This window comes from Staphylococcus sp. GDY8P131P (genome assembly GCF_017891975.1).
GTDB lineage: Bacteria > Bacillota > Bacilli > Staphylococcales > Staphylococcaceae > Staphylococcus > Staphylococcus nepalensis.
This window is the reverse complement of record NZ_JAESKF010000008.1, coordinates 229,665-245,085: the sequence shown is the minus strand read 5'-3', so window position 1 is coordinate 245,085 and position 15,421 is coordinate 229,665. Positions and strand designations below refer to the sequence as shown.

12 protein-coding genes are annotated in these 15,421 nt (G+C 33.9%); 4 read left to right on the top strand and 8 right to left on the bottom strand.

Annotated features, from left to right (window positions below):
- Positions 1-4 precede the first annotated feature (4 nt).
- Together pruA and KA894_RS09025 are read right to left on the bottom strand one after the other, a co-directional pair.
- A complete protein-coding gene (gene pruA / locus KA894_RS09030; RefSeq protein ID WP_096808369.1) occupies positions 5-1,549 on the bottom strand; it encodes an L-glutamate gamma-semialdehyde dehydrogenase in 1,545 nt (514 codons plus the stop codon).
- A 416-nt stretch (positions 1,550-1,965) separates the two neighbouring features.
- Positions 1,966-2,403, bottom strand: a complete 438-nt coding sequence (locus KA894_RS09025) for a DUF4064 domain-containing protein (protein ID WP_096808368.1) — start codon at positions 2,401-2,403, stop codon at positions 1,966-1,968.
- Positions 2,404-2,588: 185 nt separating this feature from the next.
- On the opposite strand from KA894_RS09025, the gene KA894_RS09020 reads away from it, so the two are divergent.
- Positions 2,589-4,280, top strand: a complete 1,692-nt coding sequence (locus tag KA894_RS09020) for a BCCT family transporter (protein ID WP_096808367.1) — start codon at positions 2,589-2,591, stop codon at positions 4,278-4,280.
- Between the two features lie 252 nt (positions 4,281-4,532).
- Complete coding sequence (locus KA894_RS09015; RefSeq protein WP_119487707.1) at positions 4,533-5,318, top strand: putative hydro-lyase; 786 nt, start codon at positions 4,533-4,535, stop codon at positions 5,316-5,318.
- Positions 5,319-5,521: 203 nt separating this feature from the next.
- Here the strand turns inward: KA894_RS09015 and KA894_RS09010 are convergent, their stop codons facing one another.
- From KA894_RS09010 to KA894_RS09000, 3 genes are all read right to left on the bottom strand, one after another.
- Complete coding sequence (locus tag KA894_RS09010) at positions 5,522-6,538, bottom strand: PTS sugar transporter subunit IIC (protein ID WP_096808365.1); 1,017 nt, start codon at positions 6,536-6,538, stop codon at positions 5,522-5,524.
- A gap of 435 nt (positions 6,539-6,973) precedes the next feature.
- Complete coding sequence (locus KA894_RS09005; protein WP_115341917.1) at positions 6,974-7,537, bottom strand: sugar O-acetyltransferase; 564 nt, start codon at positions 7,535-7,537, stop codon at positions 6,974-6,976.
- Between the two features lie 88 nt (positions 7,538-7,625).
- The gene (locus KA894_RS09000; protein WP_119487706.1) at positions 7,626-8,822 is read right to left on the bottom strand and encodes a DUF819 family protein; all 1,197 of its coding nucleotides are present in this window, start codon (positions 8,820-8,822) and stop codon (positions 7,626-7,628) included.
- A 149-nt stretch (positions 8,823-8,971) separates the two neighbouring features.
- Between KA894_RS09000 and KA894_RS08995 the strand changes: the two genes are divergently transcribed.
- Both KA894_RS08995 and KA894_RS08990 read left to right on the top strand, forming a co-directional pair.
- Positions 8,972-10,393: an SLC13 family permease gene (locus KA894_RS08995; protein ID WP_119487705.1), complete on the top strand. Its 1,422-nt coding sequence runs from the start codon at positions 8,972-8,974 to the stop codon at positions 10,391-10,393.
- A gap of 146 nt (positions 10,394-10,539) precedes the next feature.
- Positions 10,540-10,746, top strand: a complete 207-nt coding sequence (locus KA894_RS08990) for a hypothetical protein (RefSeq protein WP_115341915.1) — start codon at positions 10,540-10,542, stop codon at positions 10,744-10,746.
- Between the two features lie 627 nt (positions 10,747-11,373).
- Here KA894_RS08990 and KA894_RS08985 read toward each other — a convergent pair.
- From KA894_RS08985 to KA894_RS08975, 3 genes are all read right to left on the bottom strand, one after another.
- Positions 11,374-12,243 carry an SDR family oxidoreductase gene (locus tag KA894_RS08985; protein WP_096808359.1) on the bottom strand — a complete coding sequence of 290 codons (870 nt, stop codon included), beginning with the start codon at positions 12,241-12,243 and terminating at the stop codon, positions 11,374-11,376.
- 341 nt (positions 12,244-12,584) lie between these two features.
- On the bottom strand, positions 12,585-14,471 hold the full coding sequence (locus tag KA894_RS08980; protein ID WP_119487703.1) for an ABC transporter permease: 1,887 nt from the start codon (positions 14,469-14,471) through the stop codon (positions 12,585-12,587).
- Positions 14,461-15,222, bottom strand: a complete 762-nt coding sequence (locus KA894_RS08975) for an ABC transporter ATP-binding protein (protein ID WP_103373060.1) — start codon at positions 15,220-15,222, stop codon at positions 14,461-14,463. Before KA894_RS08975 ends, KA894_RS08980 begins: the two co-directional genes overlap by 11 nt.
- Between the last annotated feature and the right edge of the window lie 199 nt (positions 15,223-15,421).

Here is a 15,421-nt window from a genome sequence, read left to right as displayed (position 1 = left end):
TGCCTTAAAACATTTCTGAAACAACTTTTTGTTCTAAGAAATTTAATAAGTAGTCTGGACTACCTGTTTTAGCATCAGTACCTGACATTTTGAAACCACCAAAAGGATGGTAGCCAACAACAGCTGCAGTACAGCCACGGTTAAGATATAAGTTCCCAACATCATATGCTTTCACAGCTTCAATCCAATTTTCACGATTATTAGTAATAACCGCCCCTGTTAAACCATAATCTGTATCATTTGCTATTTCTAGTAATTCATTAAAGTCTTTACCTTTCACAAAGCCAACAACTGGACCAAATATTTCTTCTTGCATGATTTGATCACTTGATTTAAGCCCAGAGAAAATAGTAGGTTCAACAAAGTAACCTGTAGCCCCATCAGTGCCTCCACCTTGTTCTAATTTGCCTTCTTTTTTACCAATTTCGATATAATTTTTAATCTTATCAAATTGTTTTTGGTTAATAACCGGGCCCATATATGTGTTATTTTCTGTATTACCTAATGTTAATGATTTTGTTAGTTTAACTGCTTTCTCTAACACTTCATCATATACATCTTTATGAACGATAGCGCGTGAACAAGCAGAACATTTTTGGCCAGAGAATCCAAAAGCTGATGTCACAATAGATTCTGCTGCTAAATCTGTATCTATATCTTTATCAACAACGATTGCGTCTTTACCACCCATTTCAGTGATGACACGTTTTAAAAATTGTTGTCCTTCTTGTACTTTTGCAGCTCTTTCAAAAATTCGTGTACCTGTGGCACGTGAACCTGTAAAGGTAACAAAATGCGTATGCACGCTGTCTACGAGATAATCGCCAATTTCTTTTGGATCACCTGGCACAAAGTTTACCACGCCTTTAGGTAAGCCAGCTTCTTCTAATACCTCCATTAATTTATAAGCTGTTAATGGTGTATCTTCAGCTGGTTTTAAAAGCACTGTATTCCCTGCAACCACTGGTGCTAATGTCGTACCAGCCATAATTGCGAACGGGAAGTTCCATGGTGGGATTGTAACACCAGTGCCGATAGGTTTATAAAAATATTGATTGTGTTCCCCTTCTCTATCTAAAACTGGTTTTCCATCTGCGAGTTCCATCATTGACCGAGCATAGTATTCAATAAAATCAATACCTTCAGTTGCATCGCCGACCGCTTCGTCCCATGGTTTGCCAGCTTCATACACCATCACTGCTGAAATTTCTTCTTTACGACGTCTAATAATAGCCGCAACTTTAATTAAAAACTCAGCACGCTCTCTATGCGTCCAACGCTTCCATGATTTATAAGCTTCGTCAGCAGCTTCAAATGCTTTGTCCACTTCTTTTGTTGTCGCTTTTGATACTTCTGCAATGACTTCAGAAGTGTTTGCAGGATTGATAGATTGGAATGTATCTTTAGTGAATATTTTCTCCCCGTTAATTACTAAGGGAAGTTTTTGATTTAATTCACCTTTCACTTTCTTTAAAGCTTCTTTGAATGATTCGACATTGTCATTGTTTGTAAAGTCAATGCCCGGTTCATTTTTATAATTAACAACCATTTTTCTACCCCCATGTTAAGTTTGTAAATAGAAAACTAAAATGGAAACTTTCCATTCTTGATTTCATTGTATAGGTATCACACAACAAATGCAATCGCTTACAATAACTTTTATAGAAATATATTGTATTTTGTCACTGTAGCCAATATGCTTTAATAATGGGTTTAATATGAAAAGTACGCGTTCTTATTTCATGGGTGAAACGTCCTTTTTCTTCATATACAAACTACCTTATTCCCTGTCAGAATGATTTATTATAATAACTGTATTTAAAAAACACTTTCGTTTAATTTCAGTCCAGCAACATGGTTGTAACGAAAGTGTTTTTAACTTATTTCCAAAATATGTCTATGACTAAACTAACTACTTCATAACTTATTTGCTTATAATAGGATCATGTAGAAAGTATAATTCACCTATTTCTTATGTATTTTTTTGGATTTACTCTTTTTATTTGGCTGTCTAACTAATAATATAATTCCAGCGATAAGCCATAATAATGCCGTGAGCAGATTTAAAGTAAATACAGTTACAATAGCTAGTAATACAAGTATAACGCCAACTGTTTTAGGTAACTTATTAATTAACAATACAAATATGAGTGCTAGAATTGTCGTTATAATAACAGTCCCTAAAGCGATGATAAATAACTGACTTATGTTATCTAGCAATTGCGAAGTCTCTGTTTGCGTTAAGTTGTCACGGATTATATCTTGGTTTTCGACCGAACGCATCAACGAACTTTTATAACTCTCATCATTTAAAAATGGCGCTGCAATGGCCATTAAAAAAATAACTACAAACTGTATGAGAATACCTAACCAAGCCAATACTTTTTCCACAGTTCGCTTCATATTTAACCTCCTTAAAAACATCTATTTTCATAGGTTGTATACCCAACACTATACAAATTATTCACGTTGGCCTACCCTATAGTATAATATTTAAAATATATTTACAAAATTTTAAGCGAATACAGTTATGATGTTAGGGTAATTGCTTAATATAAATAAAAACAAAGGGATGATTTAATACTATTATGAATGACAAGAATGCATACGACAGAAAGAAAAAACATCGGAATCTTGTTTATATGATATCCGTAGCAATCATTGTCATAATTACTGTAATCGCAGGAAGTTTTCCTACGGTTTTCGGAACACATGCACAACAAGTTTACGATTATATAGCGAATCATTTTGGTTGGCTGTTCTTAGTAATTATTTTTATTTTAGATATCTTTTTAATTGCTTTAGCTGTTTCACGCTATGGTCGTTTTAAATTGGGTAATGATAATGAAGCTCCAGAATTTTCAATGATGTCTTGGATTGGCATGCTTTTTTCAGCTGGTTTAGGCGTCGGCATTGTTTTTTGGGGAGTAGCCGAACCATTAACACATTATTTACATTCACCATTTCCTGGTAAAACACCTGATGAATCTGCAGAATCTGCCCGTGTTGCTATGGGTTATACTTTCTTCCACTGGGGAATTTCACAGTGGTCTATATTTGCGATTGCTGGTTTAACAGTGGCCTATTTTCAATTTCGAAAAAAACGTAATGGCCTTATTTCAACTGCAATGGAACCCGTATTTGGTGAATCTTATAAACGCCCATACAGAAACGTGATAGATATATTAGCTATCATAGCTACTGTTATGGGGATAGCTACATCAATTGGTCTAGGTATTATGCAAATTAGTGGTGGGCTCCATCATGTCTTTAATGTACCGAATAATAATATAACAAAAATATCCATTACTATTTTAATGGTCGCTATCTTTTTGACCTCAGCTGTTACAGGCCTCAATAGAGGGGTTAAGTGGTTAAGCAATGTCAACATCGGTTTAGGCGCAATATTACTTATCTTTATATTTATATTCGGAGATTTTAAATTTATTTTAGAATCGTATACATTAGCGGTCGGTGATTACTTACGTCATTTCGTTGAATATAGTTTAAGAATTAGTCCGTATACAGGAGATAATGGCTGGATACAACAATGGACTGTCTTTTATTGGGCTTGGGTTATCTCTTGGTCTCCATTTATAGGCGGATTTGTAGCTCGTGTCTCACGTGGTAGAACTATCAGAGAATTCGTCATTGGTGTATTAATTATCCCCCCTTTAATTTCTTTTACATGGATTGCAGGCTTTGGGGGCACAGCAGTTAAAATTGCATTAACTAGTAACGATAACATCGCAAATATTGTTGATAAAGACTATACCGTTGCTCTGTTTGAATTGCTATCTAAATTTCCTATTGCTGATATAACTAGTGCTTTAGCGATTGCACTTATTTTTATATTTATCATTACAAGCGCTGACTCTACTACCCATATCGTTGCTGGTATGGCTACTGGTGGTATTGCAAATCCTAAAATTAAGCATAAAATTGTTTGGGGTATATTGATTGGTGCCATATCAGTCGCTATGACAATTGCAGGCGGTCTAACAAGTTTACAAACAGCCTCTGTGGTTACTGGTTTACCTTTCTCACTTATTCTGTTGCTTATGATTTTCTCCCTAATGCGTGCCTTACGAAGAGAACCAACAGAACATTTTAAAATGACTTATATCGATGATGATAAGGATTACTCTATACCATTAGAAGAACGTGAACGTAAAAACCCAACCCATAATGATCATCATTCAGTAGAACAAGCAAACGTTAAAGATGATAAACCTAATCACAAAAACGAGAGTAATCACTCAAAAAATAAAGACGATTAAATTAACAACGCATTTAAAAATTATTGATAATACACGATGGCAAAAATAAATTGAGCCATTATCAGTGATATGATTAATAAAGTTCTGCTCGACCTTATAACTCAATATTGTGATTGTAGAAGTGAAAACAAAATTAGTTTCTCTTCTATAATCATTTTTTGAATTCGCACAATATTCAGAAGTATTTATACAACTTATCGTTTAATTTTTGCTAAAATATATCTATATCCAAATGAATGGGAGGCACACTTGATGAATTTACAAACAGAACATCCAAGTACATTAAGAAAATTGATAAGTGAAGGTACACTCACAGGTCATACAAGTGGCATGGCTAAAGGTTATATTCAAGCAAATGTAGTCATATTACCATCTGCTTACGCGTATGACTTTTTAAAATTTTGTTTTAGGAACCCTAAAACATGCCCACTTTTAGACGTATCTGAAAAAGGATCTACGCATTTTCCTTTTTATGGTAAAAACGCTAATATAACTAGCGAAGTTGCTCAATATAGAGTATATCGTTATGGAGAATTAGTAGAATCCCCGGTCAATATTAAACATTTATTTAATGACGATATGGTAAGCTTCTTGATTGGTTGTAGTTTCACCTTTGAACATGCCTTATTAGAAGCTGGGCTTCCAATCCGTCACATTGAAGAAGAACATAATGTACCGATGTATGTGACAAACATTCCAGCAGCGCCAAGCGGCCAATTTTCAGGAAATATCACCGTAAGTATGAGACCGATGACCATGCAACAAGCCATAAAAGCAACTGAAATTACGACACATTTCAAAAATGTTCATGGCGCACCTATTCATATCGGTGACCCATCAGAAATTGGCATTGAAAACATCACTCAACCTGACTTTGGAGAACCTGTTACGATTAAAGAAAATGAGGTCCCTGTATTTTGGGGATGTGGTGTAACACCACAATCTGTCGCTCTAGACGCTAAGCCCGAATTAATGGTTACACATGCACCTGGACACATGTTTATCACTGATGTACCAGATAGCCAATTAAGTGATTAAACCTATATACAAAGTTAATTAATTATTATAAAAAACGCGGGCATATAGATGTCACAAAACCCATTTGGCTCTATATGCTCGCGCTCCTATTTTTCTATAATCATTTGTTTTTTATAAAATGCACTTCATGTATCCATTTTACGTCAGTCATAAGTAATTTTAAAAATCTTGATGACATGCTTTGATTTTGACTATACTTAATTTTAACGTGCTTCAATATCCTCTTTTGTAACAATTGGATAATTCTTAAACCAAACGGAACATGCATAACCTACAATTAACCCTATAATACCTACAATTACACCATAGATAATTATTTTCATCGGATCATTGAACCCAAACATAACAAGGAAACCTGCAAGTGGCGTTGCCGTTCCGGTAGCATCATTGATCATGCCAGATGAAGCAATAACTGCCCCTGCTAAAGCACCTCCAATAAAGTTTGCTGTGTATACTGGGACTGGATTCGCAGAAACGACATCGGCTTGTGATAATGGCTCAATACAAACTGCAATCCTAGATTTACGATCTCCAAGTTTTAATTTATTAAACATCGTACCGTTAATAAAGGACGATGAAAATGAAACCATTGCCGCAATAGCCATTGGCATGCCTGTTAATCCTAATAATGCAGTTAACGCCATCGAACTTAAAGGCGCTGTGCCGACCACTGTAATTACGCCACCTAGTATGAGACCCATAATAATTGGATTAATCTCTGTAGAACTTTGAATAATATCGCCAATCTTCAGTAATGAATTGTTAACTAATGGTGTAATCACTGTTGCGACCAATCTTGCCAACGGAGCAATAATTAAAATACCCACAATTAAATCTACGCCATCTGGTACTTTATCTTCTGCAAATTTCATTAAATAACCAATTGCATAACCTGCGACAAATCCCGGTATTAAATCTAAACCGCCACAAGCTGCTGCAATCACTAAAGCATAGACTGGTGAAACACCTATAGCCAAGGCAACTAAACCAGCTGCTGCGACGCCACCTAGACCTCCAGCTGCATCACCGAGATCACCTAAAAATTGAATCCCAAACAAATCGCCACCAACATACTTATGGAAAGCTTCAACTAAAAATGTGGCTATCGCTGCATTCGCTAACGCCCCCATGGCACGCATACCGTTAGGAGCACGATATGTAAATAATGTAAATAGTACTAAGACTATTATTAAAAACAAGGTCCCTATTAAAATGTCCATGAATAATTCTCCTCTTCCTTTGAACTACTGATACGTTAAATTTGTGGAAATTAATAGTTCAACCCATTTCAAATAAGGCTATCAAATCTATTTATAACAAGTACATACAAAAATATTATAACTCACAAAAATCTAACCTTACCAATTTCCATATCTATATATTCTAACATAAATTTTTATTATATTCCGAACAATTTTATTATATTTAATTTAAGCTCCGCGGAACATTTTTTAAAACAGATTTAATTTATTTTAAAATTTTACACAATTTTTCGTTCTTTCTTTTTTATTAACTAAAACGCTTTTCATCCCACTCTCTCTAATTTCAATATAGTTAAACAGTCCGAGACATCTATTTATGCCCCGGACTGTCCTCACTACCATCCTAATCAAGTGATATATTTTTCATTATTTAACTTAAGGTATATAGCAATTTTATTCATTATCAATCGTCTTAATTGGCTTAGCTGGAGAACCCACTGCTAATACATTACTTGGGATATCTTTAGTTACTGCACTTCCAGCACCTATCACTGCGCCATTACCAATCGTCACTCCCGGCAAAACAATCACATTTGCTCCTATCCAAACATTGTCTCCGATATGTATAGGCAAGGCCTGTTCTAAACCAATATTTCTATCTTGATAATTTAATGGGTGTATTGCTGTATAAAAGCCACATTTAGGCCCAATAAAAACATGATCACCGATAAAGATTTTACCACCATCCATAAAATAACAATCATGATTAATAAATACGTGTTTTCCTAAAAATGTATTATAGCCATAATCAGTATAAAATGGGCTCAGTAATTCTAAATGATTAGGTTCATCATTTAATAATTCTTTCAAAATAGCATGACGTTTTTCTTTATTACTTGGTTTCGTTTGGTTCAATTCAAAACATAAATCGTTCGCTTTGCTTCTTTCTTTCTCTAAATCCTCATCATAATTAGCATCATACCATTCACCTGCTAGCATTTTGTCTTTTTCAGTCATAATAGCGCCTCCAAACATGAGTTATATTTCTAGTATTCTTACTATATCTATCTCACTAATACACCGTCAACACACTCACCTCATAGCACTAAGCAAGATAACTAAGCCATTGATACATTAATGTACCAGCATAATTGCCAATCACGTAACCTAGCGTTCCAATAATTAAGATTGGTCCCACTAAACTAGTCCATCCCTTACCTATAGCTAAGGCCGCAGCAGTAGTTGGTCCACCAGCTGTTGCATTGCTCGCTAGCAAAATCTCTTCTACATTAAATTTCAATAATTTTCCCAACATTAAACTTAAACCTAAATTAAAAATTAAAATGATAATTACAAAGATAAAAAGCAATGGCGCTGTTTTGATAATCGTTACAAATGAAGCAGGTGTCCCGATGACTACAAAGAAAATATAAATGAGGAATGTGCCAATTTCAGATGCACCAGCTAATTTTTCAAAGAAATCGCCCCATATAGCAACTACCACCAATGTTAAAGTAGTAAGTAACAGATAAAAATCGCCAAAAAATGATACTAGTATTACCAACCACACATTGCTTTGCGGGACCACATGTTGAATAAATTCTGAAAACTTAAAACTAACAGCAACGATTGCAATGGCTATAGCTAAAGAAAATGCAATATCTAACAATTGGATTTTTTTAGGTTGCCAAAATGCTTGTTGAGATCCTGAAGTATCTTTACCGCCATATTGTGTATTAAAATGTTTTTTAATATATGGTATGGATGGTATGGCGATTAATAATAAAAAATATAGTGCCATAACACTATTATCTGCTACGACAGTAGATGATATCATATCACTCGGCGCCTCTAATTTAGAGCTTAAAGCAGCAAAATTCACGCCACCACCTATATAGCTGCCTGTCATCATTGCGCCTAGTTTAGATAAATATGGCACCGAATGGTTCAGAATGATAAATGCTACGGTAGTTCCAATCATAGTGCCTACAGAAGCAATTAAAAAAATAAATAATAACCGACGACTTTCTTTCCAAATCTTTAAAATATTAGAACTAAAAAGTAACAATGGTATCGATAGAGGTACAACATAATCCCACACTGTATCGTAAACTGGAGAACTTGTTGGAATTACTTTAAAATTAGAAAGTAACATCGCACCGACTAACGCTATAATGGCTCCCGATATAGTACTTGCCCACTGATAACGTTGCTCTAAAAACAAACTCACTGTAGCCCACACAATGATAATTGCCCACAACACCCAAATATCATCTTTGGCTACGATTGTACCAAATTCCATAAAATCACTCCCTTTTATATTTCTAATCTGTTCGCTTATTCTAACAATAATTATAATACTTGTTTCAATTTTCTGAAAAATAAATTGTCATAGCTTTTCTGAATTGGTATTCTTACTATTGCAAGGGTACAAACAAGGGGGAAATTTCTATGAAACAAAAGATTGGTTTGGTACTAGGACCATTGCTCTTTTTAATTTTTTACTTTGTCCCAAGTATTACAGATTTAGACGATGCGCCTAGAGCTGTGCTTGCTGTAACACTTTTTGTCGCGACATGGTGGATTACAGAAGCTATTCCAATACCAGCTACATCATTAATCCCACTTATCTTACTACCTTTAAGTGGAGGTACAAATGAAACGGTAGCTGCAAGCGCATATGCTGACCCAATTGTTTTTATGTATATGGGTGGTTTTATTATTGCATTAGCGATTGAAAAATGGAATTTACATAAACGTATTGCAATGACCATTATTGCTATGATGGGTTCTAACAGTAATCGTATTATTTTAGGAACGATGATTGCAACAGCATTTATCTCGATGTGGATTTCAAATGCTGCAACGGCTTTAATGATGTTACCTATTGCATTAGCCTTAATCCAAGAAATTAAAGATGCACAATTTTTAAAACCCGAGTCAGCACATAAATTTGGTAAGGCACTGTTGCTTACAGTAGCCTATTCTGCTTCAATTGGTGGCTTAGCTACTTTGATTGGTTCAGTTCCAAACGCAGTATTCGCAGCCATCGCATCGTCAAGTCTAGACAGAACAGTTTCATTTGGGCAATGGATGGTTTTCGCCTTGCCATTGACGATTATTTTACTTTTTATATTATATTTCTTAATGACAAAATGGCTATTTAAAATTGAAGATGCAGACAAAATATCTTCTGATTTCGCTAGGAAATCTTTACATGATTTAGGACCAATGCGCTTAGAAGAAAAATTAACTGGCATTGTATTTTTATTTGTGAGTGTATTATGGATTGGAGGCGGCTTGCTTCCTACTTCTCTACATTTATCTGATACAGTGATTGCAATGACAGGCGCAGTACTATTGTTCTTAATTCCAGCCAAAATACATAAGGGCGGCTTACTCGTTTGGGATGATATGAACAAACTGCCCTGGGGTATATTACTATTATTTGGAGGCGGCCTTTCATTAGCAGCTGCATTCGAAGATTCTGGACTGACCAAGTGGTTCGGTGGTATGTTAGGTATTGTAAAACCACTGCCATTAATTTTAATTGTTATCGTGCTTACTACTGGTATCTTATTCCTCACAGAAGTAATGTCCAACACTGCAGTTTCAAATATGTTAATGCCAATTAGTATTGGGTTCGCTGCAGCTATTAGTCAAGATCCATTTATTATTATGGGGATTGTTGCAGTTTCATCAACTTGCGCTTTTATGTTGCCAATTTCAACACCGCCCAACGCAGCCGTGTTTAGTTCAGATGAGTTAGAAATGAAAGATATGGTAAAAGCAGGGTTTATCCTCAATATATTTACAATCATTGTCATATCATTCTTTGCTTACTTCTGGTTGCCGATTGCTTTCGGTCTCTAACTACCATTTAAGATATACTATAAAATGGACTACTTTGATTGATATATACTACTAAGGTACGATGATTTATAAATACTATAGACGTATGTCATCAATTAAAATTTCTATTATAATATATATATAATCATCAAAAGGAGTCATTTATTATGAAAACAATAATTAAAGGCGCCATAGCTATCTTAATTATACTAGGTGCGGTAAAAACGTTCCAAGAACATGACGTCGCAGCAGAAACAAAGCATTATTACCAACAATTTAAAGATGGTGAAATACTGCAAAATATCGAAAATGTTAACTTTGACTCATTTAAAAATATAAGTGTAGATGATTTCATCCCTGCTGATTTCTTTTAACACAAAAGCGATTCATTTATATAAATATGTTTCTTGATATTAAATATATTACTAGCTTTATATAATATAAAGGCAATTAACCAATACTTTTTCAGAGAGCAAAACATGATTTATATCTACTACTCTAAAAGTGAGCGTTGAGATAATAACGCTATAAAAGATTTGTGTAAGTTTACTTATATGCTGCCTATATCATATTTAAGAGGCTCGGGTGAATCCAACAGTTCAGCCCCAAAAAGATATCTTAAGTTAGAAATCTTTTTGGGGTTCATTTTATACCAATACTTCATATCATTTTGCTCCCTTACTTTAGGTACGTCTTGAGTCCGTAGCCTCAAGATGTATGATCTTTCTATAGGTGTGTCGCCATCAATGCTATGTTGTAGATTACACACCATAGATAAATTTAATAGAATTCCTTTAATCATATACAGTTTATTTCTTAAAGTTAAAACTAAAAAATATAATATTAATTTTTTCAATACGCAAAACTGGATTTAAGAAAATAGTAGTTCAATGAGCTACAAAATTTCACAAAACCAAAGAAAACGTCAACTTCTATATTTGTTCAATAGAAATTGGCGTTTGTTTTTAGTCAGAAGTGTTGAAGCCTCGCCCGCTTTTTTATTAAGAAGTAGTATAGTCACCACCATTAACATGAATCACTTGACCTGTAATATAAGAACTATCTGCATAAGATGCTAAAAACACATAAGATGGCGCAAGTTCTGCTGGTTGGCCACGTCTGCCCATTGGTGTATCTTCACCTTGATGTGCTACTTTTTCTTCTGAGAATGTAGCTGGAATCAGCGGTGTGTATATCGGACCTGGCGCAACTGCATTCACACGTATGCCTTGCTCCATAAGCGTAGTAGCTAAAGATCGTGTGAAAGCTACTATGGCGCCTTTTGTAGCTGAATAATCTATAAGATGCGCTGAACCTCTATATGCTGTGACACTTGTGGTATTAATAATAGCATCTCCGTCTTTTAAATGTGGCACTGCCGCTTGTGATAAAAACATCATACCAAAAATATTCGTTTCAAATGTTTCTTTAACTTGTTCTGGAGTGATTTCTTGGAAGTTATCTTGAGGAAATTGAACGCCACCGTTATTTACTAGGATATTCAAACCCCCAAAATCATTTACAACTTTATTAATGAGTTCTTTAGATGCTTCTACTTCCTTTAGATCATGTGCATATGCTTTTGCTGATACACCTATTGATTTCAAATTATCAACTACATTTTGTGCATCCTCATGTTCGTCGTAATAACCTATAGCAACATTTGCGCCTTCTCTCGCAAACAAAATAGCGACAGAACGACCAATACCAGAGTCACCACCTGTAATTAAAGCAACTTTACCAACTAATTTACCGCCACTTTTATAATTTTCCATTTCTGTTAGCGGCTGTGGTTCCATATCTTTTTGAATGCCAGGTTGTCTATTTTGAGTATAGCCTTTAATTTGTTTATGAAATTCTATTAAATTCATCGCATTACCTCCATATTTTATTACTCCCATCATTTAACAGTTCCCATGAATTATCTCAAACAAACATAAGAGATAGTAGCAGATACCACCCTTATGCTAAAAATGGTTGCTAATAAGCTAAACGTCACTACTTTAAAATAGAAGTAAGTTAACAATATAAAGTCGTAACCTAGATTTGAATATGGCTGTTAGCAATAGCCATATTCAAATACAAATGTACGAACGCCATGTTTTCAATCCCATTTATATTCAACAAAAAATGGAGCGAATCTTATTAAAAAATGATACGCTCCATCAGCTTTCGAATTTCACTATTTTTTATGATGAAATTGGTTCCAATTTTATATTGAGTGTTTCACAATTCGACTTGAATGAATAAAGGACATTATCGCAAATATACAATAAATGACTGAATATATAACCATTACAACATAAACTGGCGTCATATTAGCAGTATTATATAATCCCATAAATGCCTTTGCCGCAAAATACGCATGCAATAAGGAAACAACCAATGGCAATCCAAAATTAAAGATAATTTTGAGTCCGAGTCCTTTTAACATATCTTGATGCGTGTAACCAATTTTTCTTAAAATACGGAAATTAGGTATTTCATCCTCTGTTTCATCCATTTGCTTAATATAAATAATACACCCAGCTGCTACTAAAAATGCTAAACCTAAAAATGAAGTTAAAAATAATAGAATACCGATACTTTCATTTAATTGTTGTTTTACCATTTCTTTTGGTTGTATGTTTGAATCAATAGATTGGGCAATTTTGGTCGCTTTAGTCAAATCTGATTGATGTTTCACATCATAACCATACTGTTGTTTTGTATCTTCGCCGTAGTGTTTAAGCGCATCATATTTCTCTGGACTAACTAACAATACAGGGCCACCATAGCTTACTTGAGCCATAAATTCAGTTTCTTCACTATCATCAATAACTTCAAATGTTTCTTTACCATGACCTTTTAACTGAATATCTTTATTTAGTTCATATTTTACAACGCCGCTTCCAGCTGCTAAATTAATTAATTTGGCTTTATTACCAGATATTGCTTTATCATTAAAATATTCATTACTTGTTATAGATATGTCACGGATACTACTCATGCTGGTCTTTTGAAATACTTGATCTTCCAGTACTTCAGAACGTGTTATTTCCTTATAATCTTTCTTAACGTCAATATTGGATTGTTGTAATTTATGTTCAAATTGCGCTGACTTTTTACTATCGGTAAAATTTAAATCATGCGGCGCTGTCAATGCTACATTTTCATCTATAGTTGATTTACTAATAGCACCAAAACATAAAACCGTTACAGTAACTGCGGAAATTGTCGCAATAATCGTCAGTGACAATGCGTTTTTTTTCATTCTATGCATAATAGAAGAAGTGAATACAACATCTGTTATAGAAACATTTCCTTTTTTTGAACGCTTCAACGTCTTAAAAATAAGCGATACTGAGCTACGGAAAAATAGATATGCCCCTACAACCGTTAAAAACAAAATGATAAACGGTGTAAATACTAATAGATCCATAAATTTACCAAACATTTCCGTAGACATGTAATATCCAAAACCTATCATTACTATCCCAAGCACACCTGAAATGACTTCAAACACTGTAATTTTAGACTTTGTCATTTCTGTTTGCGCGCTATCATTCATCATCGTCAAAATGCTACGTTTACGTAAAAAAATAAAACTTTGTATTAATATTAATACAAACGATATTGCGATGAGCATCAATGTCTGCATAACAGCTGCAAATTCAAACGTTAGCGACACGCTTGTATCAAGGCTCAGCACTTTAAGCACGATCATCAACAGTAATTTCGAACCAAATATACCTATAATCATACCTATGATGCCAGTGCATATTAGCATGATTGCTTGTTCAATTAGAAGCATACGCATAATATTTCTTCTTGTTAAACCAATTAATTGATATAAAGCAAATTCTCTCGTTCTACGTTTAATAAATAGTTGGTTAGCATACATTAAAAATATGACGATAATAAAGAATAAAAATACTGCACCAATTTCTGAACCTTTTTGAATGGTTTTTAGCGAATCACCATTATTAATACTTTCTGTATATTTTAATGTTACAAAACTAAAATATAGAACAATGCTTACAATTAATGAAAATAAGTACATGGCGTAATGTCTTATATTTTGTCTTAAATTTTTTATGACGATTTGATTAAAACTCATTTGTTACACCACCTAAGGCAGTTTGCATATGAATAATATTTTTATAAAACGCTTGGTTGCTATCTTCTCCTTGATAAATTTCGGAATGAATATCACCATCTTTTAACATAATGACACGATTGGAATAGCTCGCTGCTACAGGATCATGTGTCACCATAACAATTGTGGCATTGATACTTTCATTTAAATCTTCTAGACGATTTAATAAATCTTGTGCACTTTTAGAATCTAATGCGCCTGTAGGTTCATCTGCAAATATAATGGCTGGTTTATGTACTGAAGCGCGTGCCGCTGCAGTACGTTGCTGTTGCCCTCCAGATATTTCAGTTGGATATTTATGACCTAATTCGCTAATACCTAATGCTTTCGTTACTTCATCATAATTCTGTTCTTTTTCTTGTTTAGATAGCTTTTGAATGGATAATGGAAGCATAATGTTTTCTTTAACTGTTAATGTATTCAGTACACTATAGTTTTGAAAAATAAAACCTATCTCTCGTTTACGAAAATCTGCTAATGCTTTATTACTCATTTTATTAATTTCATGGCCATTAATTTCTACAGTACCACTTGTAATATAATCAATAGAGCTAATAACATTCAGTAATGTCGTTTTCCCTGACCCAGATGGTCCCATAATTGTTACGAATTCACCTTTTTCGATTGTGAAATCTATCCCTTTTAGTACTTCTTGTTTTCTATGTTTGTTTCCATAATTTTTAGTTAATCCTTCTACTTTTAAAATGGACATGTTTGACACTCCTTTAATTACTGAACTTTTATTTATATTGCTATCATAACGTATCGACTTTATACTTTCGTTTGATTGTGCTAACAAATATAGCTTTTCAAATGACAAAACTGTCACATTTTATTTAGCAATAAATTATATTTTTAAAAATTTTTTAGTATAAAGTGCTATAAACTTTTACTATGCTATGTGCTATACT

Coding starts and splice junctions, on each gene's coding strand:
- pruA (WP_096808369.1), bottom strand. CDS start 1,549: ATGGTTGTTAATTATAAAAATGAACCGGGCATTGACTTTACAAACAAT.
- KA894_RS09025 (WP_096808368.1), bottom strand. CDS start 2,403: ATGAAGCGAACTGTGGAAAAAGTATTGGCTTGGTTAGGTATTCTCATA.
- KA894_RS09020 (WP_096808367.1), top strand. CDS start 2,589: ATGAATGACAAGAATGCATACGACAGAAAGAAAAAACATCGGAATCTT.
- KA894_RS09015 (WP_119487707.1), top strand. CDS start 4,533: ATGAATTTACAAACAGAACATCCAAGTACATTAAGAAAATTGATAAGT.
- KA894_RS09010 (WP_096808365.1), bottom strand. CDS start 6,538: ATGGACATTTTAATAGGGACCTTGTTTTTAATAATAGTCTTAGTACTA.
- KA894_RS09005 (WP_115341917.1), bottom strand. CDS start 7,537: ATGACTGAAAAAGACAAAATGCTAGCAGGTGAATGGTATGATGCTAAT.
- KA894_RS09000 (WP_119487706.1), bottom strand. CDS start 8,822: ATGGAATTTGGTACAATCGTAGCCAAAGATGATATTTGGGTGTTGTGG.
- KA894_RS08995 (WP_119487705.1), top strand. CDS start 8,972: ATGAAACAAAAGATTGGTTTGGTACTAGGACCATTGCTCTTTTTAATT.
- KA894_RS08990 (WP_115341915.1), top strand. CDS start 10,540: ATGAAAACAATAATTAAAGGCGCCATAGCTATCTTAATTATACTAGGT.
- KA894_RS08985 (WP_096808359.1), bottom strand. CDS start 12,243: ATGAATTTAATAGAATTTCATAAACAAATTAAAGGCTATACTCAAAAT.
- KA894_RS08980 (WP_119487703.1), bottom strand. CDS start 14,471: ATGAGTTTTAATCAAATCGTCATAAAAAATTTAAGACAAAATATAAGA.
- KA894_RS08975 (WP_103373060.1), bottom strand. CDS start 15,222: ATGTCCATTTTAAAAGTAGAAGGATTAACTAAAAATTATGGAAACAAA.